General features: G+C 43.0%; 17 protein-coding genes. 9 read left to right on the top strand and 8 right to left on the bottom strand.

What is annotated here, in order from left to right:
• From ACFSJY_RS02250 to ACFSJY_RS02240, 3 genes are read right to left on the bottom strand one after another with little or no spacing between them, the layout of a single operon-like run.
• Complete coding sequence (locus tag ACFSJY_RS02250; RefSeq protein WP_386030663.1) at nt 1–498, bottom strand: Rab family GTPase; 498 nt, start codon at nt 496–498, stop codon at nt 1–3.
• Complete coding sequence (locus ACFSJY_RS02245) at nt 495–2,213, bottom strand: OmpA family protein (protein WP_386030661.1); 1,719 nt, start codon at nt 2,211–2,213, stop codon at nt 495–497. The genes ACFSJY_RS02250 and ACFSJY_RS02245 overlap by 4 nt, the downstream gene beginning before the upstream one ends.
• Before the next feature lie 5 nt (nt 2,214–2,218).
• Nucleotides 2,219–2,767, bottom strand: coding sequence for a hypothetical protein (locus ACFSJY_RS02240; RefSeq protein WP_386030659.1), 549 nt, complete (start codon nt 2,765–2,767; stop codon nt 2,219–2,221).
• A gap of 261 nt (nt 2,768–3,028) precedes the next feature.
• On the opposite strand from ACFSJY_RS02240, the gene ACFSJY_RS02235 reads away from it, so the two are divergent.
• Nucleotides 3,029–3,496, top strand: coding sequence for a TlpA family protein disulfide reductase (locus tag ACFSJY_RS02235; protein ID WP_386030657.1), 468 nt, complete (start codon nt 3,029–3,031; stop codon nt 3,494–3,496).
• A gap of 118 nt (nt 3,497–3,614) precedes the next feature.
• Entirely contained in the window at nt 3,615–7,517 is a 3,903-nt protein-coding gene (locus tag ACFSJY_RS02230; RefSeq protein ID WP_386030655.1) for a response regulator, read from the top strand.
• Nucleotides 7,518–7,596: 79 nt separating this feature from the next.
• On the opposite strand, the gene ACFSJY_RS02225 is transcribed toward ACFSJY_RS02230, so the two are convergent.
• From ACFSJY_RS02225 to ACFSJY_RS02215, 3 genes are all read right to left on the bottom strand, one after another.
• Entirely contained in the window at nt 7,597–8,967 is a 1,371-nt protein-coding gene (locus tag ACFSJY_RS02225) for a sigma 54-interacting transcriptional regulator (RefSeq protein ID WP_386030653.1), read from the bottom strand.
• A gap of 11 nt (nt 8,968–8,978) precedes the next feature.
• Entirely contained in the window at nt 8,979–9,449 is a 471-nt protein-coding gene (locus ACFSJY_RS02220; RefSeq protein ID WP_386030651.1) for a hypothetical protein, read from the bottom strand.
• 65 nt (nt 9,450–9,514) lie between these two features.
• A complete protein-coding gene (locus ACFSJY_RS02215) occupies nt 9,515–11,017 on the bottom strand; it encodes a sensor histidine kinase (protein WP_386030649.1) in 1,503 nt (500 codons plus the stop codon).
• Between the two features lie 246 nt (nt 11,018–11,263).
• Here ACFSJY_RS02215 and ACFSJY_RS02210 point away from each other — a divergent pair, with 246 nt between their 5' ends.
• The 7 genes from ACFSJY_RS02210 to ACFSJY_RS02180 all read left to right on the top strand — a co-directional run bounded on the left by ACFSJY_RS02210 (nt 11,264) and on the right by ACFSJY_RS02180 (nt 22,197).
• Complete coding sequence (locus ACFSJY_RS02210) at nt 11,264–11,641, top strand: hypothetical protein (protein ID WP_386030647.1); 378 nt, start codon at nt 11,264–11,266, stop codon at nt 11,639–11,641.
• 72 nt (nt 11,642–11,713) lie between these two features.
• Nucleotides 11,714–12,037, top strand: coding sequence for a hypothetical protein (locus ACFSJY_RS02205; RefSeq protein WP_386030645.1), 324 nt, complete (start codon nt 11,714–11,716; stop codon nt 12,035–12,037).
• Nucleotides 12,038–12,376: 339 nt separating this feature from the next.
• The gene (locus ACFSJY_RS02200) at nt 12,377–17,071 is read left to right on the top strand and encodes a response regulator (RefSeq protein ID WP_386030643.1); all 4,695 of its coding nucleotides are present in this window, start codon (nt 12,377–12,379) and stop codon (nt 17,069–17,071) included.
• A gap of 40 nt (nt 17,072–17,111) precedes the next feature.
• The gene (locus ACFSJY_RS02195) at nt 17,112–18,008 is read left to right on the top strand and encodes a substrate-binding periplasmic protein (protein WP_386030641.1); all 897 of its coding nucleotides are present in this window, start codon (nt 17,112–17,114) and stop codon (nt 18,006–18,008) included.
• A gap of 3 nt (nt 18,009–18,011) precedes the next feature.
• Nucleotides 18,012–19,424 carry an OprD family outer membrane porin gene (locus ACFSJY_RS02190; protein WP_386030639.1) on the top strand — a complete coding sequence of 471 codons (1,413 nt, stop codon included), beginning with the start codon at nt 18,012–18,014 and terminating at the stop codon, nt 19,422–19,424.
• Between the two features lie 126 nt (nt 19,425–19,550).
• The gene (locus ACFSJY_RS02185; RefSeq protein ID WP_386030637.1) at nt 19,551–21,086 is read left to right on the top strand and encodes a methyl-accepting chemotaxis protein; all 1,536 of its coding nucleotides are present in this window, start codon (nt 19,551–19,553) and stop codon (nt 21,084–21,086) included.
• A 190-nt stretch (nt 21,087–21,276) separates the two neighbouring features.
• The gene (locus ACFSJY_RS02180; protein WP_386030635.1) at nt 21,277–22,197 is read left to right on the top strand and encodes a bifunctional helix-turn-helix transcriptional regulator/GNAT family N-acetyltransferase; all 921 of its coding nucleotides are present in this window, start codon (nt 21,277–21,279) and stop codon (nt 22,195–22,197) included.
• Nucleotides 22,198–22,269: 72 nt separating this feature from the next.
• Here ACFSJY_RS02180 and ACFSJY_RS02175 read toward each other — a convergent pair whose 3' ends face one another.
• Together ACFSJY_RS02175 and ACFSJY_RS02170 are read right to left on the bottom strand one after the other, a co-directional pair.
• Nucleotides 22,270–23,745 (bottom strand): sensor histidine kinase, encoded by a 1,476-nt coding sequence (locus tag ACFSJY_RS02175; protein ID WP_386030633.1) that lies wholly within the window; start codon nt 23,743–23,745, stop codon nt 22,270–22,272.
• The gene (locus ACFSJY_RS02170) at nt 23,745–24,458 is read right to left on the bottom strand and encodes a winged helix-turn-helix domain-containing protein (RefSeq protein ID WP_386030631.1); all 714 of its coding nucleotides are present in this window, start codon (nt 24,456–24,458) and stop codon (nt 23,745–23,747) included. The genes ACFSJY_RS02175 and ACFSJY_RS02170 overlap by 1 nt, the downstream gene beginning before the upstream one ends.
• Nucleotides 24,459–24,490: the final 32 nt, after the last annotated feature.

Below are 24,490 nucleotides of genomic sequence, written 5' to 3'. Positions count from 1 at the left end.
TTAACTGCGCTCCTTCAACAGATTGCGGGTTATGCTTTCAAACAGTTGCTCGACGTTTTGTCCATCTTTAGCACTTGTGCGCACCACTTCACTGAAGCCTAGCGATGTTGTTTGTGCGAGTTGTTCATCCGTTAGTTGATTCGGTAAGTCTTGTTTGTTGATGACGAGATAAGACTGTGCGTTTGATGATTGGCGTGCTTTTGCGTAAACATCTAGGGCATCTTCAAAACTGCTTACTCGGCTTTGATCTATCACGACGACATAGGCTGCTGCGCCATTTAAAAAGCGCGGTGTAAAACCTGAAAACTGATCAGTCCCCTCAATATCCCACACCATTAACTGTGCTTCACCTTCCTCTATTGCGACGACTTTTTTATCAATTTTGACACCGATAGTGGTTAGGTATTTCTCAGAAAAAATACCATCAACAAAGCGGCGCACGAGACTGGTTTTGCCGACTGCCGATGCGCCAATTAAACAGACTTTGAAATGCATCATGGAGCGTTACCTGAAATCAAACTAATAACCACTGAGCGTGCAGCATCTGCAAGCGCGTCAATGGGAAGTTCGCCGTGGCCAACAGCGTAAATAATCTCGTTTGGCACCCCGCCTAATACTAACTGGGCTTTGACAGCATCCGCTCGTTGTTGGCTGAGTGTCAAATTAGTCATGGGGTTACCCGTTTTATCACTGTATCCAGAAACAATAACGCCGAGTTTTATACTGCCTTGTTGGCTTAGCTCATTAAGTTGCGTCAATTGTTGTGCAACCACATTGAGCGCATCGGCGGCGTTTGCATTTAACTGTGCACTTTTGACATCAAACAATACCGTTGTATTGCCAATGTGTTTGCTAAGTAAGGCAACTTGCTGTGCAACGGAATTGTATTGGTTTGTGGGTATTACGTTGATAGCTGCACGTTTCACAGGAAGTACCGAGGAAATTCCCGGGGTAGCAAGTAGCCTTGTTCGCAGTTCATCAGATATCACATGGTCGTTTGCGATTAATGTGATGGTTTCATCTTTTAGTGAATAGTTTATGTCGGCGTTACTCTCTTTTATGTGGTATTGCACCTTCTTCTCAACAATTTTTGGTGACAAAGAAACAAAGGGGGTTTCGTGAATCTTGATAGACTGGTCTGCGAGATTAAGCTCGTTTAACCAGCCTTCAATGGATTGTGCAGCGGGATCTCGCATGACAGATAATTGGATATTGTCACCCACATTTTTGACCGATTGAACATGCCAGCCTGCGGGAGGAGCTGTGTTTTTTAGCGTATCGATGACATGTTGGTTTTGCCACCATCGGAAACTGACAACACTTACAAAACAAAAAAGTAACGCTACCGCAAATAATGCTTTAGTTGGTTTCTTCTTGTTTACATTGGGATTTATTTCGGACAATAAGCAACTTTTTAGCAGGGGCTCAACTTGGATAAACGGCTCGCAGTCGCCAGAGAAGTCAGCAAGTTGCTCCCCCATTTCCTGCTGGATGCTTTCATTCGCTTCTTGTAATTGTGACTGTAGCTTAGCAGGTGGTAAACCAGACACCGCAGCCACCAGCAAGGCTTGAGGGGCTCTACTAATCACCAGCGTGAAATTATGCGTTTTTATACTGTCTATGCCACCGGTGTCTGTTTGTTTGAACGAGTCAGCAACAAAATCGTTAATAGCCGTTAGCATGGCAGAGGTCAGTGCAGGGTCATTACAAGCACTGTGTTCAGAGGTAACGTCAAGTAAAAGTGTGCCAGATTCACGATGAATCAGCAGTACATCTTCAACCTGATAGACAAAGGTTTTCTTGAGAATATATTGAACGAAAGGGATACCTTGTCGCCAAGCTTCAAATCGCCATTTTAGTCCTTTAATCGTTAAGCTGTATTCGATGAGATAATTGAGCTTCTCGAGAAAGTTGGCAAAGAAAACTGCGACAGATTTTCTCACTAAGCTACCAACTAGTGGATACATAGCATTAACAAAGGTTGATTTGTTTTTCTCAATACCATGCGATATCGCACTGTCTAACATAGGCGCTAAAACACGTGAGACGCTGCCATCTTTTTCCTGGCGAACTTGCGCAGCTTCAGAAATAACGTTTGTGACGATATCGTGCGCATCCTCACGCACCGCCTTTTTGATGTGTTCATTATCAGCACCCAAAATGAGTGACTGAACACTGGTAATATCAGCTTCTGACACCGACTTTCTGTCCATAATGGCTATTGTTCAGCGTTGTCAGACTCAGGTTGTAGACGCACTCGCTCTGCTGCTTGCGTTAATATGTCAGCCAACAAGTTCCGATCAGCTTTATTATCGTCCAGTGAGGCGCCCAATGTATCAATCTTCTCATTGAGCGTTGTAAATTGCTCTTCAAGTTGCCTTGCCAATTGCTGCTTATCGTCCGACAACTGCTTTTGCAAATTATTGCTTGCTTGCTCGGTCTTTTTTTCAAAGTTGGCTAATTGATTTGCTGTTGACTCTGCAAAGCTTTGCAGTTGGTCTTCTCGCTCACTATGAAGGTGGTCGTTATCGCTAATTTGGTTAGCCATAGCCGCGAATTGCTTTTCTATATCATCGCGCAAGGCATTCAGCTCTTGGTTGATGTAATTTGTTAACTGGTCTAGTTGAGATGTGGTCGTTTTTTCGATGCTTTGAAAATGTGCTTCGAATTCTCTTTTGTCCTCACCAAATAATATATCTCTCAACTGTCCAAGTTGGTTAGATAGTTCAGGTGAGTCAGTGTGACCATTAGCTGCCTGTTTTGCCACGAGAACCTCCCTTATGCTCGTACTTTCCTACGTTGACAATGTTGTAAGTTTACACCCGCATAAATAAGTGTAGACGCTACTGGTCAAATATCTGATTTTTTTATGCTTTATTTTTAAATATTTTCTAGATGTCTTGTTTGTAGCCAGTTCTTGGTGTTTTTTCGTATTAAAGAATGTAAATGCTTGAAATTGAGAGGGTATTGGTTTTATCCGTTATTATTTATCGTTACTATGTAGTGGTTATGAATGGGAAAACTGTCTATGCGTGTCGTAATAATAATTTTTTGTGTCGTTTTAATGTCATTGTCGAGCGTAGCTTATGGTCAAAGCAAAGACGCATTGTTGAGCCAATTTGACGAGATCATCGCCCAACATAAAGGTAAAATTATTTATGTCGACTTTTGGGCAAGTTGGTGTGTGCCTTGTCGACAAGCATTTCCTTGGATGGATACGCTTGAAGCAAAGTATTCGCCAGAAAAATTCAAAGTGTTGGCTGTCAATTTAGACGCGGACCGCTCGTATGCTGATACTTTCCTAAGCGAAGTGCCGGTTGGCTTTGAAATTTTCTACGATGCAAAAGGCTATACCGCCCGTAGCTACAAGATACAAGGCATGCCCAGTAGCTTTATTCTTGATCAACAGGGTGCAGTTGTTGCCACACATGTTGGGTTTAATGACGAAAAGCGCCAGCAATATGAACAATTGTTCGAAAAATTATTGTCTCAATAAACGTATTAGATACGTAACAAAATCAAAAGCTTTGGTTTGCACTTTATGGTTTAGCTGCAATAGTTAGATGATAAAGGTCAAACCATCACAAGAATAAGTTAATCATTTAGGCGCGCAGATGTTTAATACCCAGTCACTGATAACCCAATTCAGCAAGCGCTACCGTTTTGCTCTAGTGCTTGTGGCACTTGTCGTGACCGCTTCTTTTTTCACCTTGGATTTGCAATATCGTCATCAACGCGATGACGCTGAAATTATTAACACGGCAGGGCAGCAACGCATGCTGTCTCAAAAAATTGCGCTCATGTCTTGGCAATACATCAACCCAGTCACAGATCCGACACAACGCAGCTATATATCGAGCGAAATTATCAATGCAGCGGAAAAAATGCGAGATAACCAATACCGTTTGTCGACACTATTAAACGATCCGCTACCTGATAACGTTGACAATTTGTATTTTGGTGATGTGAATTTGAACGAGCGCGTAGCGACTTTTGTTGACCATGCCAAAAGCTTAACCAAACAGGCTGACGTGTACAGCATAGAACAAAGTGACTTCATGATGTTTGACCGCCTCAATGTAGAAGCACTTTTGGTTGACTTGGACAACGCGGTAAAGGCATTTCAACAAAATACTGAAGATCGCCTATCGTTTATCGAAACCGTTGGCATGGTCATTTGGGTAATGTCGTTGTTGGCACTGATTTTAGTGGGAAGATATATTTTTAAGCCATTAAAACAGGTGCTAAAGGACACTTATGACGCGTTACTTCGCGAAAAAAATAAGGTGTCGGAATTTCAAACTGCAATCAATAAGCACTCTGTGGTTGTACAGCTTGATAAAGACGGCAACATTAAATTTTATAATCGTAAGTTCTGCCAGCAGTTTGGTTACACAAGTGAAGAGTTGGTGGGGCAAAGTTATCAAGTTCTTCAGAGTCAGGTACAAGCAGATACTTTTCTAGACAACATGTTGGAAGAGTTAAAAGCTGGCCACGTTTGGCGTGGTGAAACCTGTAACCTATCCAAAAACCATCGAAGATATTGGTTCAGTACCACTGCTGTTCCTATGTCGAGTAATGGTTTTGATATTGATAATTTTATCCTTATTCAAAATGATGTCACTGAGCAAAAGCGTACAGAAATTGCCTTAAAGCGATTACATGATATTAGCGCCGATCCCAAACACGGTCTGGATGTAAAAATAAACGCGATTTTAGGACTAGGCAAAGAGTTATTCCAGCTGCCTTTCGGTATTGTCAGTGAAATTCATGATGATGAGTATAAAGTGCTGTACGTAGATACCCCTGAGGGGGAAATTGAAGTAGGCGCGACATTCAGTTTTGAGGGTACGTATTGTTTCCATACCTTTAATGCCAATGGACCATTGAGCTTTCATCATGCCGGACAAAGTGAAATATCTGGCCACCCTTGTTATACCGACTTTGGGCTTGAAACCTACATTGGCACGCCAATTATGGTAAACGGCGAAAAGTTCGGTACGCTGAACTTCTCTAGTCCAGACGTCTATCCACATCCGTTTACTGACGCAGATCTTGAGCTGATTCAACTATTTGGCCAATGGATTGGCTTTGAATTAATGCGAAAAGCACAGCGACAAGAGTTGGAAAGTCACCAACAGTTAATGTCGCAAATGAGCCTGTTAGCGCGCATAGGGGCATGGGAAGTTGACTTGGTTACGAACACTATTTACTGGTCAGATATGACCAAGTTAATTCATGAAGTGCCACTTAATTACGAACCTGATCTAGAAACCGCAATCAACTTTTACAAAGAAGGGTACAGCAGGGATCTTATTAACACATTGGTACAAGAGAGTATCGAGAGCGGAAAGTCTTATCATGTCGAGTTGCAGCTTGTCACTGCCAAAGGTAACGATATTTGGGTAGCCGCAAAAGGAGAGTCTGAGTTCGTTGACGGTAAATGTGTGCGCCTGTTTGGCTCATTCCAAGACATCAATGAACGCAAGCTGACAGAATCTGCATTACAAGATAAAAATGAACGTATGGAGTTAGCCGCCGACTCTGCAGGTTTTGGCGTGTGGGACTACAACATTCTTACCGAGGAGATGGAATGGGACGATTGGATGTACCGACTCTTCGGTGTGTCTGAACTTTCTGAACGCAGTGCCGCGGAGGTGTGGGATAACGGGCTGCACCCTGAAGACAAACAAGTGTCGGAAGATCATCTCAGTCGTGCTTTAGGTGGAGATGAAAAGTTCACCAATCAATTTCGGATTGTTTGGCCAAATGGTGAAGTTAGGCACCTAAAAGCCTCTGCAATCACTAAGAAAAACGAACACGGTGAAGTGACGAACATGGTTGGTGTGAACTATGACGTTACAGAACAAGTGCATAATGAACTTGCTTTAACAAAAGCAAAGGTAGAGGCGGAAGCGGCTGCAAAGGCTAAAAGTGAATTTTTGGCGAGTATGAGCCACGAAATACGTACGCCAATGAATGGTGTACTCGGTATGCTTGAACTGCTTAAAGATGAAGAACTTTCACCTGATCAAAGCCATAAAGTGAAAATTGCGACTAGCAGTGCGAATTCATTGCTGTCTTTAATCAATGATATTCTTGATTTTTCAAAAATAGATGCAGACAAATTAGACATAGAGTCAATACCATTCGATCTTAATCAAATGCTTTCAGAGCTTGTTGAAGCACTGGCAACGCAAGCTGAGTCTAAGCAGTTGGAACTCATTCTGGATACCGTGTCTATTGCTGAATCACACGTTATTGGTGACCCAAGCCGTATTCGTCAAATACTGACAAACCTAATAAGCAATGCCATCAAGTTTACACATGAAGGAGAAGTGGTAGTCAGCGCCAGTATGGCAGAAGATGGCGTCGACAATTGGCGCCTGATTTTGAGTGTTAAAGATACTGGAATTGGCATTAGTGATGACAAAAAGCATCTACTGTTTGAGAGCTTCCGTCAGTTAGATGCCTCGACAACACGAAACTACGGTGGAACAGGTCTGGGCTTGGCAATCGTGAAAAAACTTTGCTTGTTGATGGATGGCGATATACGCGTTGATAGCAATAACACAGGTAGCGAATTTATCTGTGATATCAGGGTAGGCAAAAGTGAGCAAGTCACCACTGAAATGCCTTCTGTTGATATGTCAGCTCTGCACATCTTAGTCGTCGATGACAATACGACGAATCGGGAGGTTATCGCTAAACAGTTGATGAAGTGGGGCATAAAGGTAACGCTTGCTGAGAGTGCTCAGCAGGCCATCGAGCAGTGCCACTATCAACTTGCGCAAAACAATCCAATGTTCGATATCGCTATTTTAGATATGCAGATGCCGAATATGGATGGGGAAGCACTCGCTGTTGGGCTGAAAGCAAACCCTGAATTTAGCGGTATGAAGTTGGTCATGATGACCTCAATGCAGTCTAGAGGCGATGGTAAGCATTTCGCTAATTTGGGCTTTAGTGGCTATTTTCCTAAGCCTGTCGTTCGTGCAGATTTGTTTGCCGCATTGCATATCATAGCGGATGGTGGCAGCGCACTAGAGCGCGCTAAACCCTTAGTCACACAGCATTACATTAAAGAAATTCATGACCCGAACGCGCTGCAAACAGACAGTGCTGACACGTCGATTGCATTAGACGCACTAAACATTTTGCTGGTTGAAGATAACCGCGTGAATCAAATGGTGGCAAAAGGTGTATTAAATAAGATGGGCCTAGATTGCGATATTGCTATTAATGGTGTTGACGCACTCAACAAGATGCGTGAAAAACACTATCAACTGGCGTTAATGGATATTCAAATGCCTGAAATGGATGGCTACGAGGCAACACAACGTATCCGACAGGGCGAGGCTGGTGATAATCATCGAGACATAAAAATTATTGCGATGACGGCAAATGCAATGTCGGGTGATAGAGAAAAGTGCATCGCTGCCGGTATGGACGAATATTTAGCGAAACCAATTAATAAAGAAGCGCTACATGACCGCCTAGCGATGTTTTTCATGTAGCTTGTTACCTAGTTTTTTACATCGTTTTTTGGATAGCAGTTGTTTTGTTGTGCTTCTTTACCCCAATGTCTATGACTGCTTATCGGGCTTCTCTGAATGCTTCAGCCGTTAGATGATGTTTCCCCAAAAGTTTATAAAACTCTGTACGATTACGTTGTGCAATGCGCGCAGCTTTGGTGACATTGCCATTGGTTAGTTTGAGTAGCTTTGCTAAGTAATCGCGTTCAAATTGGTCTCGGGCTTCTTGAAACGACGGTAATTCACTGGGTTTATTTCTTAATGCGTTATTGACCAACATAGCGCTAATTAGCGGCTCTGTTGATAGCGCGATACTCTGTTCAACTACGTTTTCTAGTTGTCTTATATTACCAGGCCATGGTGCAGTGATTAGCACATCCATCGCTTCTTGCGTAAACCCTTTGATATGGGCATTACCCGCTTGATGCTTACCTTGATTGAGAAAGTGCATGGCTAGCAAGGGGATATCTTCTCGGCGCTCGGAAAGTGGCGGTAGTTCAAGCTCGACAACATTAAGGCGATAGTAAAGATCCTCTCTAAAACGGCCTTCTAAAATTGCTTTACGTAAGTTTTTGTGTGTTGCAGAAATTACCCTGACATCAACTTTCACAGATGTCGTACTGCCTACCGGCCTTACTTCTTTTTCTTGAAGCGCTCTCAACAATTTGACCTGGAAAGCGAGAGGCATATCACCTACTTCGTCGAGAAATAGCGTACCGCCATCGGTTGCTTCAAATAGGCCAATATGCCTTTTTTCTGCACCCGTAAAGGCACCTTTCACATGGCCGAATAGCTCAGACTCGAGCAAGGCTTCTGGAATAGCTGCACAGTTGATGGCGGTAAATGTATGTCCTGCACGTTTACTTGCTTGGTGAATAGCTTTCGCTAAGAGTTCTTTACCAGTGCCGCTTTGACTCATGATCATCAAACTAAAATCACTTTGTGACACCTGTTTTGTTTGTTGTAAGAGTGCTTCCATTTTCGAGCTACGGCTGATGATGTCTTTACGCCAACTTTCCTCACTAGGCGTTTCGAAATCAATGGGTTGTAATCGCAGTGCTTGCTCAACAGTATCGAGTAATTGTTGCGATTCAAACGGCTTAGTTAAAAAGCTGAATACGCCTCGTTTAGTGGCGCTAATGGCATCAGGAATAGTGCCGTGGGCTGTCATTATTACCACCGGCATGTTTGGAAATTGTTTTCGAATTTGCTCAAACAGTGCAAAGCCATCCATACCTTCCATTTTTAAGTCGCTGATCACCATATCTGGAGAAAAACTGGCAATAATACCAAGCGCTACTTTTGCATTTTCGGCGGATTCTACGTGATAGTCTGCGGCACTCAATCGGATGGAAAGTAACCTCAACAGGCTTGGATCATCATCGACTATTAGAATGCGTTTGCGTGGCATAAGTTGTGTCTCATTTTTCATCGCTACTCACCCTATTTTGATAGCTGTTGTTCGATTGATTTGAGCTGGTTTAGCTTTTTCTCTAGTGCAGCTGACGCTTGCTGTGCCATGGTCAACTGAAGCGTTAGTTGGGCATTTGTTTGCTTGGCCTTTTTATTGAGGTTATCAGCACGTTGCATCAGCAATAGTTGTTGGTTCAATTGATCGCGAAGAATACTCACAAACGCTCTGTTTTCTGGGGTTTGTGTTGACTCAATGTAGGCATTGAATGGTTGATTGTTGAGCATAGACTTTGCACGATAGGGGCTAAAGACATGGCTTGAAGGAAGACTATAAATTGCCAATAAATGTAATTGCTCTTCGCTGAGTGGCTCGGTTGCTTGTTTTAACTTATCTTGGTATTCCGTTTTAAGCTCTTCTTTTGTTAAAGACTTTAACCAAAGATAATATAAGCTCAATTGCGTGTTTTCTGTTTGATTAGGTTGGGTTTCGAACGTACTCATACAGCCACTTAGACCCAAGAGTATAAAGCAGAGTAAGACGTGTGATACTAATTTGAACATTGGTGTTATTCTCCTGCGTATGCTCGGGGAAGCGTGACGGTAAACGTGGTACCTGTCTGTTCTTCAGGTATTGAGCTGACTGATATTTGGCCGTTCAAACGCATCACTAGCTCTTTTACAATAGTTAGGCCTAACCCACTGCTTTTAACTGCGCTGTCACCTTGTGTTTTACCTTGATAAAACGCATCAAAAATGTGTGCTTGCTCTGATAGTGCAATACCAACCCCTTGATCTGACACGGATAGTGTTAACTCGCTATTTTCTAATTCACCTTTTATCACTAGCTCACTTTTATCTGGGGCAAACTTGATAGCGTTAGAAAGTAAGTTTTCTAAGATCACCGCGAGGTGTTTGGTGTTGCCATGCACTTGGATGGGATCAATATGAGAAGATACAGTAAGCGACTTTCGTTGTAGGTTTAATTGATGGTCATCAATGACTTGGTGAACTAGCTTCTTAACATCTATCACTTGGTTGTCTTGCAGACTGGTTGAGTCCAGCACGATATTGAAATCAAGTAAGTCCTCGATAAGTTGCTGCAAACGAAAAACATTTTCCTGAATAATATGGCTGATCTCTTGTTGGCCATCATTGAGTGGGCCCACGCTATTGTCTTCTAACAAAGAAGTGCCTTCACGAATTGCTGCTAATGGTGTTTTCACTTCGTGTGAAATATGACGAATAAAACTAGATTTTTGCAGCTCTAGTGCTTGTAGCCGAGTACGCATTGTTTCTAGCGCATTTGCTATATCGATAATCTCTACCGAGCCATTGCTAGTGATGGGCTTGTCGAAACTGCCACGCTCCAGCATCTTAATATCGTTTGTGAGTTTTTTCAGCGGGCGGGTTATCAAGACGACGAAGATACCCGCAATAGCTAAGGATACAGGCACAATAAGTAAACTCTTTAGCACAAGGCTGTCTGCCTGCTCGGACTGGTTTTTAATGTCTGCAGCGCTAATAGCGATAAGTTGCTCACTTCTGTTTTTAATGTCGCTTCGCGCTTCTGTGACTTTACTAAACCAGAGTTGCGCGTCATCTAAATCGTTTAAGTCTTCTGGCAAAGTAGGAAGTTGTGTGGCAATCCCTGATAAATGCTGCTCAAGCTGGCTTAGTGAGCTGTTGAGTTCTTGGTCAGCAATGGTTTTCAACTGTTTATCAATAATGGTCACAATGTTGAAGTGCTCGACGGTAAACCTGTCTAAAAGTTCACTGTCCTTCAATACAATATATTGGCTAGCATGTCGCTGTGCTCTCGTGATTGACTGGTCTAGTTCTCGATTTGCAGACACCAAGGCAGAAACTTCATATATTGCTTCAGCGCCATCAGACGCTAAAACCTTTGTTTTTTCTGCCAAATAAAAAAGACCAACGAACATCAACAAAAAAACCAGCGCGAAGCCAGTAATGGTGAGTTGTTTTACAGATAAGCGGTGAATGGGGCTAAGCGGCATATTTAGGTGTTTTTCTCTAAGCGACGAAGTACGTTTTACGGTATTTATTATCACAGCTCAACGGTGTCTCTTACAGGAGACAGTGCCTTTGTTTGTGTTTTGTTTGTCTAAGTATATGAAAAATAAAGTTATAAATATTTTTCGGTACTTTTTATGAAGAATAATGATTTTACATTTCGTAAAGCTGTCTCAATTAAGAGACGGTTCAAGCCCGGTGATTACGTGATGTTTAATGAAAAACTCTTTTATAACAACGGTTTGAGTAAGTTGGTATGTTGCCTGCAATGCATAGAATAAGTCATGTCAGAGTTACTTATGCGAGAAGCAAGACATGATCTGTATAACGACATAAAGAGTAAACAAGGAATCATCATGAAAAAAGTAAGCTTATTAAACGTATCACTGTTTGTAGTAACAGCTGCCGTAGCATCATCAGTTAATGCGGGTGACAAAGTTAAAGTAGAGAAAAAAGCAGATACTGTTATTGCCGCTAACGAGTTATTTGAGCCATTGGATACAGATAAGAATGGCGTTATTAGCGAGAAAGAGTTAGGCGATAATCAAAATGCGCTACTAAAGAAAGAGTTCAAAAAAATAGACGCAAATGCCGATAAAGGTATTAGCGAAGAGGAGTTAAAGCAGTACCTCGCTAAGGTGGATGTAAAAATAGACATCTAAACTGGGTAGTGTATTCCCACTTAGCCGACTGTTGACCCAACCGGCAGTCGGCCTTTTTACTAAGGCTATAGTATGACACAGGCTATTACACGCTATATGCGCATGGACGGCTGGATATTTGAAGTTAAATCAGTTCGCGCATTGAAAGTAGATAGCTATGGACAGCCCTATGAAGCAATTGCTCACCTCAACATCAACGGCGATTTCGCCTTTCTCGATGGCACCATGCATGCGCATGACGCCCAATTCACCGAACAAGACTTAGCGACATTTCAGTCGGTTTGCCAAGCATTAGGGGTGACGTCATTAAAATATGACCGGCGGCATCACCTAGCAGGCGCTGATGAATGTAGTAGTGATACACACGGTAATGACACTATCCGCAAGATTGCATAGCAACTAATTAGGTAGCTATAACAGGCACAGGGTGCGCTCTTGTGCCTCGTGAAAGCGTGAAAAGTGCGTAGTATGTGTAGCGTGGTCCTATCAAATCACGCGCTTTTGGCTTTTGTCTATCTGAGTACTTTTCAGAGCAGTTTTACTGCGTCATGTTTTTACATTCATTATCCATTTTTCGCTTGTGATAACGCGCTATTCACCACTCACAAAATGAGGGTTAGTTACTAATTTTACGAATAAAAATAATGTGATAACTAGAGATTGGTTGTTTATTGAACTAGGCTAAAGATTACCCGATACCGTATAAATTTCGCTTTAGCTTGGAATAATAAAAATATGAACTGGCGATTCTGGCTACTATTTATCCTAGGTACATCACTTTTTAGTGTTAAAGCGCAGCAAGCAGACCCACGACTCGTCGAATGGGCGCAACAACATCCAACCGTCACGATAGGTGCCGACGAACAGTTGGCTCCTTATGAGTTTATCAATGACAGTGGTGAATTCGTTGGCTTTGGTAGAGATGTTGTTGATGAACTCAACGCGGCGATCCCGTTTACTATTGAATACGGCAGTGCAGGTTTATTTTCTGAGCAAGCCAGAAAAGTCTCTATGGGTGAGTATTACGCCCTATCTTTATGTGCGCCATCCACTGCAAAGCGTTTTGATTTGCTGATCTCTAACCCCATCATCAGCAAAGTGTCCTACCTTGTTACCCACAAAAGTAACGCGATAAAGCAAGCTAATGACTTACGTCCCAAACATAGGATTGGTTACGGAAAAGGCTATGCAACAGTAGCAGATGCAAAGTCGTTATCTGGCGGCGCGGAAATTGTCGCGATATCGAGTGTTGAGGAGGGGATTGCACAAATTGCAAACCGTCAACTTGATGGCTTTGTTACCGATGCTGGCCAAGCACACTATTGGACTGAGCGGAATCGATACACAGGTATTCAGTTGCTGTCTATTCCCCGTGTGAAGAGTATGACACTCCATATTTGTGTCAATAAAAAGCACCCTGAATTGGTTGAATGGGTCAACTATGGATTGAATAAAATAGGTGCGACGCGACTGTCTACATTAAAAACCAAGTGGATGGGCATTGATACCGACAAAGTGTTTGCAGAACAACAGCAAGCACATGATACAACCTTTCAAGTCACGGCATTAGGAGTTGCTGTCGTCTCTAGCTTTCTAATTCTATACATTTTTTTTAATTATCGACGACGTGCGGACTCCATTGCGGAACGCTTTGGTTCAGACAAATTTCGCAATGGTTATATTGTTGGTGTCGCTTTCATCATTGCGCTCATCATCGGGTTGAATTATTTCATTCTACAAAATAATCGAATTAGCGCGACTCAAGGTTTTGCTGAAACCTTAGATGTCAGTTTAACTACCACGGATAGGCGTCTTATTGACTGGTATGAAGAGCGAGTCTTATTAATATCAGAAGTCGCCAAATCAGTTGATGTGCAGGAACTTTCTTGGGTATTGAATGAGCTAAAAAAGGCTAACTACGACACGATCGGTTCGCAAGAATTGCGTGCCTTCAGAGACACAATTAACAGCCAAGCTGTCATTAACACTATAGCCGTAGGTTATTATCTATTGGATATGGAAGGCCATACTATTGCCGCCAAATATAACCAACCCATTGGTAGTGAAAGCTTAATTCAGCAACAAGCCAGCAAACTACTAGACAATATTAAACAAGGTAAAAACGTATTTATTTCGCCAGTGCTCTCTGATGTCGATCTCGATGGCAATGTTAGTAAGGATGATAAAGATCCCGTAATGATTATCGGCACGCCGGTGAAATATGAAGGAGAAATTATTGCGGCAATGCTGTTCGCTTTCGACCCTAATGGCGAATTCTCTCGCATCTTTTTGAACGCGCGTACAGGCAAAACTGGTGAAACTTATGCTGTTAATAGCGACGGCATGATGATTTCGCGCAGTAGAATGAGCCAAACCTTTATCGACAAAAACATTATTCCTGTCGGCGAAAGCTCCATTCTGAACGTCGACATTCCCGATCGCGGTGAATTTAGTATTTTGGAAAGCGTGCGCGTTAACAACAGCGGTGAGAACTTATTAGGCTACCTTAACTACAATGATCGCCTGGTGATCGGTAAGTGGTACTGGCACCCATTACTCGACATTATGTTGGTGTCGGAAATTGAAGTCGCTGAGGTGAATTCGGGTTATAACCGCACTCGCAATAATCTGTGGCTGATCACCATTATTGCTGCCATGACAATCACCTTGCTTTCTATCTTTATGTTTATGATTGGGCGACGGGCGCACATGCTGCAAATTGATTCAAACAAGCGCCTTGAGAAACTTGTTGAAGAGCGCACTCAAGAACTCGTGAAGTCCGAACAAGACAATCGCTTGATTCTAGGTTCAGTGACTGACGCTATTATTGGTGTCAACACATCGTTGTCTTGCATATATACCAATAAAGCGTTCAGTAAGATGTTTCAACGTGATGCGGACAGTGCTGTGGGGCTACCCGTCGATAAAATTATTCGCGTATGTGACGACAATGAACAAGATATCCTTAAAGAGCAATTGTCACAGAGCTTGCGAGACGGTCAGGCAACAGGCTTCAGCTCTCATCATGTTAAAAGCCTTGAACTATTAAATCTTTCCGTTGAAGTGGGTATTAATCCGCTCATTGTTGATGGCAACATCGTTGGCGCTGTAATTGTTTTTCGCGATATCACCAAAGAGGCAGAAGTAAAACAGGCCTTGGTGGAAGCGAAAAAAATGGCTGATGAAGCCAGCGCATCTAAATCGAACTTTTTGGCGAATATGAGTCATGAAATTCGCACCCCCATGAATGCGATTATTGGTATGTCCTATTTAGCGCTGCAGGGTGATTTGGACAGTAAAACGCAAAACTACATCAGTAAAGTCAATCGCTCAGCGACAAACTTATTGGGCATCATCAACGATATTTTAGATTTTTCGAAGATTGAAGCAGGCAAAATTGAGTTAGAGCTTATACCGTTTAACTTAGACGAAGTATTAGAAGACTTAAGCACTGTAGTGTCTGTTAAAACAGAAGAGAAGAACTTAGAACTGCTGTTTAATATTGACCCCAATATTCCGATTGAGCTAATTGGTGACCCGCTGCGCATCAATCAAGTACTGACCAACCTTACTGCTAACTCGGTGAAGTTTACCGAACAAGGCGAAGTGACCATTTCCGCGTTGCTTCAAGAAAACAGAACGTCTGAAGTAGTCGTGCAGTTTTCAGTGAAAGACACTGGCATTGGCATGAGTCCAGAACAACAAAACAAGCTGTTTAAGTCGTTCTCTCAGGCTGATGCTTCTACGACGCGAAAATATGGTGGTACAGGTCTTGGCCTGTCTATTTCAAAAAGCTTGGTTGAACAAATGGGAGGCCGAATTTGGGCTGAGAGCCAATTAGGTGTAGGGAGCGAATTTATTTTTACCATCGTGCTGCAGAAAAGCGCTGATGGCGATACGTTTGCTACGCAAACCGCGAAAACTATTCTTGATGATAAGAAAGTGTTGATCGTTGACGATAATCCGTCGAGCATTGAAGTGCACAAGGAAATCATGGAAAGCTTTGGTTGTCAGGTCTACAGTGCTTTATCAGGTCAACAAGCGGTGGAGTTAGCGTCTAAGGTTGATTTTAGTTTTGATTTAGCATTAATCGACTGGAAAATGCCAGACATGGATGGTCTAGAAACCTATGAACGTTTGAAAATGTTGCAAGGTGAGCACGTCAAACATGCGGTCATGGTATCTGGTCATACGCGAGATACCATAGGTGATAGCGCTATTAGCGAAAACTTTGATGCGCTGATTCCAAAGCCCGTTACCCCATCCTCTCTCTTTAATGGGCTACGAAAGTTAGTAGCAAGCGAAGCGTCTGACTTTATCAAGCAAAAACAAGCGGCACGGACTCAAGCTGATATTAGGCGCTTGGCTGGCTATCGAGTGCTATTAGTTGAGGATAATGATCTTAACCAAGAGCTTGCCGTTGAATTACTTAAGCAGGCTAGCTTGGATGTCACTGTTGCAAATCACGGTAAAGAAGCGGTGGAAAAAGTACGGGATGGTCAGTTTGATATCGTGTTGATGGACATTCAAATGCCAATTATGGACGGTTATGAAGCAACACGTATTATTCGAGAAACACATAAGTCCCTGCCTATCATTGCGATGACAGCAAATGCGATGAAGAGCGACAAGGAACGGGTGGTGAAAGAGGGGATGAACGCCCACATCAGTAAGCCTATCGATGTGAAACAAATGTACGGCACTATGGCACAGTGGCTCGCACCCAAAACAGATGATGAATTATCCCAAGTCATCAACAAACCTCAAGAGGCTGTGAGCGCAAACCCTGTTGCACAACCGCTCAAGTTAACGGTTGTTGATATGGCTAAAGGGTTAGAGGTGTGTAACGGCAATGAGTCATTGTATCGTCGCTTATTAAGCCGTTTTGTTGAAGGCCAGCGAAGCTTTAGTGACGAGTACAATGCCTATTTCGAGCAGCGAGATTGGAAAGGCGCGACAAGAGTCGCTCACACGTTAAAAGGCTCTGCGGGTAACTTAGGTGCTACTACTTTATTTAAATCGGCAGCAGAGCTTGAGCACATGACCACGCCAAATGATGTCGAAAAGCTTGCCGAGCATCAGCAGCAAATTCGCGGAAAGCTGTCGCAAGTTAATGCTGACCTTGCAGATGTTATCGAAGATATCGAAAGCAATGACCTAATAGTGCTTCGCGACACGCCTTCACAAGTGAATGTTGATAATTTGTATTCAAAAGAAGAAATCGCAGAGCGACTTGATGAACTTGGTGAGTTGATCGAAGAATTTGACGCTACAGCGCAAGATATTGCAGCGGAGCTAGAAAATCACTTTGTTGACCCTAGTACCAAACACATGTGTTCTCAGTTAGTGAAAGCCTTGGTCGACTATGACTTCGAAACGGCAGAAGAGAAGTTACAACAGCTGAAGGAGAAGCATCATGAGGCTCATTAGTACGATATGCGTGTGCTTCAATATCTTGGTGTTATCGAGTGTGTCAACGACATTATATGCATTTGAAAGCGCTGCCAGTGACAACAAACAAAGCGAGTCAGCAACACTGACAACAGACAACGTCATTCGCATGATCCCACCTCAGTCTGATGCCGACGCCTCACACAGTTATTTGCTCGATTTATTAACCCTGGCTTTGTCGGCTACAGAACAAGAGTATGGAAAAACACGGATTGAGTTACTGCCGACAAGTTATAATCAGCGCATTATTTTAAGTTTGTTAAATCACAACGGTATTTTGGATGTGGTGACTTCAGCGCCCACGACCGAACGAGAAGAAAAGTTTCGTTCAGCACGTGTGCCGCTAATGCGGGGCTTACTTGGCTATCGCATGATGCTGATAAAGCCCGAAGATGAAGAAAAATTCAGAAATATTAAATCTGAGGAAGAGCTTAAAAAATTACGCTCTTGTCAGGCAAGCCACTGGCCAGATGCTGATATTATGGAACAAGCTGGTTATGGTGTTGTACGAAATCCAGATTACTCTCAATTGTTTTTTATGCTGCTGGACGGTGACTGTGACTATTTCCCGCGTGGTGTTGCAGAAGGTTATGCTGAGGCGGTAAATCATAACAAAACCTATCCAGAACAGCCTTTATTGGCGTTTGACGATATTCTTGTGCACTATCCGTTGCCACTTTACTTTTATACAAGCCATAAAAATTTTGAATTAGCGGCACGTCTAGAGCGAGGCCTAGAAAAATCAATTGCTGATGGCAGTTTTGATGCTTTGCTGGCGCGAAGTGAAGTTACCAAGGTGCTGTTTCCGTTAAGTAAATGGCGCAATAAAACAATTTATCGCTTACCAAACCCATTGCTCCCTAAATCTGTGCCATTAGAAAAGAAACATCTATGGATTGATTTAGCGAATCAGTAAGTGATGCGTAATTTCTTTTTTATCTTTTTCTGTCTATTGCCAAATGTGAGTGCAGCACAAACGTCAAATACGTTTTGGCAAGCGCTATATGAAGAGGCAGACCTCACCAATTCGCTGTTCTTTTTCACGCGTAACCGTGATCGATATGAAGGCGGCAGTGAAACCTTTGTTAGTGTGCGTGATAACTTCGACGATGATGTTATCGAGTCAGGTTACAAAAGTGATTTAGACCACACCACAGTGCAGTTTGGCTTAGACTATCAAAGTGGCCGCTGGCTTAATTACATCAGTTATCGTCTGGCAGGTTATGGGGCTAGTGATATTGAATATGATAACGACGCAACCCGTAACATAGAGCATGAGTTTTCTTTTGCGGGAGATCGTTGGGGAGAGGAAAATAAGGATAAGGCAGACTCCGACTGGGCAGTAACCGTTAACGCTGTTTCCCTGCACCTCATAAATGACAAGCTTACTGCTACTATAGGATATAGCGCACTGCATGTCCCAGGCATTATTGGTGTTAACTGGTCAAATCACCCTGGCACCTACCAAGGTGTTCAACTCAAATATGAAACAGACAACGTGACTTACTATGGTGCTTGGGCAGATGAGTATAAAGCACCGTGGTATCGCTATACTCAAAAGTTTTACAAAGTGAACTCATGGGAACCTTTGAATAGTGAAACTGAAATTGACTACATTTGGGGCCTAGGGGCTAGTTATCAGAGAAAGCCGTTTACGGTTGAAGCGGGTTATGGCGAATCGCAGGATTACCTAAAAAGCTATTACCTAAAGTTTGAGAAAACACTCAATATTGGTGACAGCGCTAGCGTGAGTTATTCGTTTTATGGCTCTGAGTCGTTAGGTGATGATGAGTTTGAGCTTTATCAAAGTCTTGCTTGGCAGCAAGGCGTTCGTTATCAAGCAACGCATGACACCATTGACTGGCGGGCCGAAGCTATTTACACCCGAGCACAAGGGTTCGGTAACTACATACCGCGTTTAACCCGCGGTTATGCGAACTCTCAAGGCGCATCTGAATTTTGGTGGGATGCACGTTCTGATTGGAACCACGACGGAGAGAAAGCCGTATTTACAGGTGTTTGGTTAAACCCGGTGAATATCATTGGTCAACAGGGCTGGCGAATTGGCGCCTCGTTGGTTTATGGCTGGGGTGCTATTCGTTGGCTAAATGGGGAAGAAGATAAGCGTGCGCCGCGCGGTGAAGAGTGGGCCTATAACATTGATATTGGCTTCACTTTTCAAGAGGGTTACTTTAAAGGGGCAAGTATCAACTTACATTACACCGACTATAATAATCGACAGGACGAACTAGGTAGTTGGTATTATCCCAATATGTTTACCTCAGAACGAGATGTTAAATTATTGATAAATATTCCATGGCAGCTGTTTTGAAAAACTTGATCTAGATCAATAAGTTGGCGACCGAGCAGTTCAGCCATTGACGATTTTATAGGTTTGGTATCAAATGCCGCCATTAAAAAAGTTGTAACAAAGAAGCGATAAAGAGACGTAACGAGTATGGCAAATTCCGGAAAAGAAAGGTTGTTCTCTGAAGATCAACAACTTGTCTCAACCACTGACACCCGAGGTGTTATTACCTACGCAAATGACGCATTTTGTGACATTGCTGGATACACTCAAGAAGAGTTGGTGGGACAACCTCATAATTTAATTCGACATGCTGACATGCCAAAAGCAGCGTTTGCCGACTTATGGGACAAGCTTCAGCGAGGTGACTCATGGCGCGGTATTGTCAAAAATCGTTGTAAAAATGGTGATTACTACTGGGTCGACGCGTTTGTTACACCGCTATACGAAAATGGCGTAGTGACTGGTTATCAGTCTGTTCGCCACAAGCCGACAAAAGAGGCCAAAGATAACGCACAAGCATTATATGATGCGATTAATCAAGGCGGCAGCGTAAACGAATTTGGCTTAAATTATGCGTTGAAAATGGCATTGGCCGCCATAGTGACATTACTATCAATGGGCGTTGTCGCTTGGTTGTCTGGCAGTCTGGTAGCGTCGCTAGTTCCACTCTTGATGGTGGCGCTTATAGTGCTTATCTACAATGAAGAATTTATTCAATTGCCGAAACATATCAAAGAGCTGCAAGCGCAATATGACAGTCCGACGAGATGGGTTATTAACGGGACAGGACTGGTATCATTATTAACCTATCCCCAACGCTTACTTAACGCAAAAGTTGTTACCATTTTAGGGCGCGGCAACGACTCCGGCCGTAACTTGAAAAAAGTTGCTGAAGACTTGCAGGCCAGTTCTGCTAAATCATTTGCAGGCATTATGGAAGAGAGCTCTCATCTTGACCAATTGGCTACAGCAATTACAGAAATGAGCACCACCATCGATGAAGTTAGCCGCAATACTACCGGCGCTTATGACAAAGTGAAGGAAGTGCAAGACACTGCCGATAGTGCCATTAATGTCGTTAATTCCAGCCAAGAAAAAATTAGTGTACTTGCCTCAGATGTAGAAAATGCTGCCAATACCGCGACAGAACTTGTATCAGAGGCGGATGAAATTGCTAATATCATGGCAGAAATTGAAGGTATTGCTGACCAAACCAACCTACTAGCACTTAATGCAGCAATTGAGGCGGCACGCGCGGGTGAGCAGGGTAGAGGCTTCGCGGTAGTAGCAGATGAAGTGCGTACACTTGCAGGCCGCACGCAAATGGCAACGGAGCAAATACGAGGCTCGGTTCGTGGCTTACAATCTACGCTTGAGTCATGGAGTACATTAATGTTGACCAGTCGCGAAAATGCTGAGCAATGTAATACAGAATCAGTAGAAGCTAAAAATGCCATGGATAGCGTGATTGAAATGATGCATGAACTTGGCGATGTCACCTCGCAAATATCCACCGCCGCAGAAGAGCAAAGCGTAGTGGCCAATCAAATCACGCAAAGTGTTCATACCATTAGTGGGATATCACATGAAAACACGGAAATAGCGCGTGAAGTAGAGCGTAATAGTGAGCATGTCTTCGAAAATGTAGAGAGTATTGAGGGCCTAAGTACTACATTCAAATAACGACACATACTGGGAAGAAAAGGCGTATCGGTCTCAACCTGTACGCCTTTTTTGTTGCTGCTTTCTGGCATGAGCAAGCCACTAAACTACATGTTTTATCACTAATTTCGTTTTAAAACCCACATGTTGCTTTAGTCAACACGTGGTGATATGTTGACTAAAGCAACATGTGGATTCAAAGGAAATTGGTATGACAACCATTGATAGTTGTATAGATAAAGTACGCAGTTTTAATAGATTTCATACCTCTCTGGTTGGGGCATTGGATGAGGGGCTTTTAGATTCTGATTTTCCACTAGTGCAGGTACGGTTGATGTTTGAGCTTGCCAATTCAGTCAATATTGCTGCGGCTGACATAGTTGAAACGCTATCAGTAGACAGAGGCTATTTAAGCCGAATGATAGCGGACCTGTTCAAGAAAGGTTTAATTGACAAAACACCTGACCCTAAAAATAACAAACGCATCATTCTCACATTATCGGCTAAAGGGAGAAAAACGTTTTCTGTGTTAAACGACGCCTCCTCTAGTGAGGTACGAGAACTCTTGTCACCTTTGTCTGATTTGGAAAAAGATGAGCTGATTGCGGCAATGGATAAAATCCGTTCTCTTCTCGGCGGGAAACAAACAGAACGAACATATGTCTTGAGAGACCCAGTTCCAGGAGATATGGGGTGGATAGCGCATCGAAATGGAAAATTGTATTGGGATGAGTACCAATGGGATTGGAGATTTGAGGGGCTTGTGTCAAAAATAGTAGGAGAGTTTGCCGAAAACTACGATCCAAACTACGAAAAATGTTGGGTTGCAGAAATGGATGACAAAATTGTGGGGTCGGTATTTCTGGTTCGTCATAACGAAACAACAGCAAAATTACGATTACTCTATGTTGAGGCTCATGCACGAGGTATTGGATTGGGAAGAAAACTTGTACAAGAATGTATCAGTAATGCAAAAGAAAAGGGATATAAACGAATGATACTATGGACAAACTCTGTGCTTACGTCAGCCCGAAAAATTTATCAGGCTGAAGGATTTAAGCTTATTGAAGAAGAGCAACACCATAGTTATGGGCAAGACCTTGTAGGGCAAACCTGGGCTCTAGATTTATAAAGCCGCGGGCATGTCCACTCTATAGTCAAGTGCAGTAACTTAGCTAGCTGCCTGTTATTGGCGCAAATACATCTACCTTGCTTGCGCTAATAACAAGGTAAATTCACTTCCGTGTCCTAATTCGCTTTTGACTGATAAATCACTGTTTAGCAGCTGGCTTAAACGTTTACTGATCGCAAGCCCTAAACCCGCATGTTGGTTTTTCTCACCTTTAGCGTTGCTGGCACGGTAGCGGGCATCAAAGATGTAGGCTAAATCTTTCTGGTGGATACCTGTACCAGTGTCTACCACACTCACTTTCAGTTTGTCGTCCAGCGGCTCTACCAATATTGTGATTTTGCCATTTTCAGGCGTGTGACGTAGGGCGTTTTCAATCAGGTTAGTTAAAATGCGCTCTAGCTTGGCAATATCAGTAAAAACTGCTTGTTGGCAGAATTCAGGCTGTACGTTCAGGGTAATACTTTTGCTTTGTGCTTTTAACGCAAATTTAGCCAAAATATCATGCAGCAGTTCACCTATCGGGAATGCTTCGTTGTTTACCGACACTTGACCGTCTTCCAAGTGTGCGAGTTCAAATATTTGGTCAATCAGCAGTTTTAATTGCTCAACATTTCGCATGACCGTGCTGATATATTGCTGTCGTTCTTCCACTGATAACTTTTCGTTTTTCAGCGATAGAATTTCAACATAGCCTTTCATGGCGGCAAGAGGTGTGCGCAGGTCGTGTGAGAGGTGTGCTAACAGTTCACGTCTTATTTTGTCATTACGCTTTAACTGCCCAATTTGCTGATTAATTTGTTCTGCCATGGCAACAAAATGGCGACCGAGTTGGTGGACCTCGTTGTGACCACTGGCTTGCCATTGGTTTAGTTGTACTTTTTCTGTATCAAAATTGGCATTCCGTACCGCATTGATGTCTCGTTCTAGGCGACGAATGGGTGAGGTAAACCCTCTAAATAATGCCAATAACAGAAGCAGTAATAATACGAAACTTCCACCAATCCAGGCGATATGCCCCATCAGACGTTGGTCTTGCTTGGCGGTGGCATAAATAGAGTCATAAATTTCGCCACCAATAATGACGTATAGGTAGCCTTGCAGGTTTTCACCTTTGTAGATGGGGCTTGCCGAGAATATCTTCTTGCGATCAAAGTTTCTCGGATCATCCCCAAAAATCGGAATGCTTTCTGGCTGAGCAATCAGGCGGTTAATAGGTGCCAGATCAACAGATTGTCGTTTGATTTTGTCAGGTTTAGCAGAATAGGTCAGAATTTTTCCCGATGGATCAAGAAAGTAAAATTCAAACGCTGGACCCAGTACCATTAGGGTATGGAACAGGTTTTTTAATGCGGGTTTGTCATATACACCGTCTTGCAAAAGAGGGCTGTCTTGTGCCAAATGCTCTGCAAGATTGAGATGCAGCTTTTGCTCTGCTTGAAACTGCGAATGCTGTGCCAGTGAGCCACTCCACCAATAAAATAAATAGGCGAGAATTGCGAACGAAAAGGTGACCGATATGGCTAGACGCTGATAAAGCGAATTCATCATTAATGGACTCCTGCGGAGTTGAGTTTATAGCCTACACCCCAAACGGTTTGGATAATTTGTGGGGTAGAAACGTCTTTTTCTAACTTGTTTCGCAATCGATTAATATGAGAGTTAACTGTGTGTTCGTAACCACTGTGATGATAGCCCCAAACCGAATCAAGCAACTGGCTGCGCGAAAATACTTGGTCTGGGTGCCGACCCAAAAAGCTCAGTAATTCAAACTCTGTTGAGGTCAACTCTATCGCGGTATCACGATAGGTCACTTTGTGACATTGATGATCAACCATCAGCTCACCAATACAGGTCACGGCATCTTGGCTTGGCGTGGGATTAATGGCCAACGTGCAATGTACTCGCCTTAACTGTGCCCGCACTCTTGCTTGCAGCTCTCTAACGCTAAAGGGTTTAGAGAGATAGTCATCCGCACCAAGTTCTAAGCCTAACACTCGGTCAGTTTCTGAACTGCGTGCGGTAAGCATGACGATAGATTGTAATGGTTTAGCATCACGAAGCTGCCTACAAATATCTAATCCACTTACTTGCGGTAGCATCACATCCAATAAAATCAGCTGAAAATCTTGGTTTAAGGCTTGTTCTAAACCTTTTTTGCCACAGCAACAGGTGGTTGCATCGAGCCCAAGTTCATCCATATGCACTTTGATCAAATTGGCGATGTCTTGATCGTCTTCAATGATTAAAATTTTGTCAGTCATAATCCCTGGCCGGCAACCGGCCAGGGCCGATT

Source organism: Thalassotalea euphylliae, from assembly GCF_042682785.1.
Lineage (GTDB): Bacteria > Pseudomonadota > Gammaproteobacteria > Enterobacterales > Alteromonadaceae > Thalassotalea_F > Thalassotalea_F euphylliae.
The sequence above is the reverse complement of the archived record's forward strand: the minus strand, read 5'-3'. Positions and strand labels throughout refer to the sequence as shown.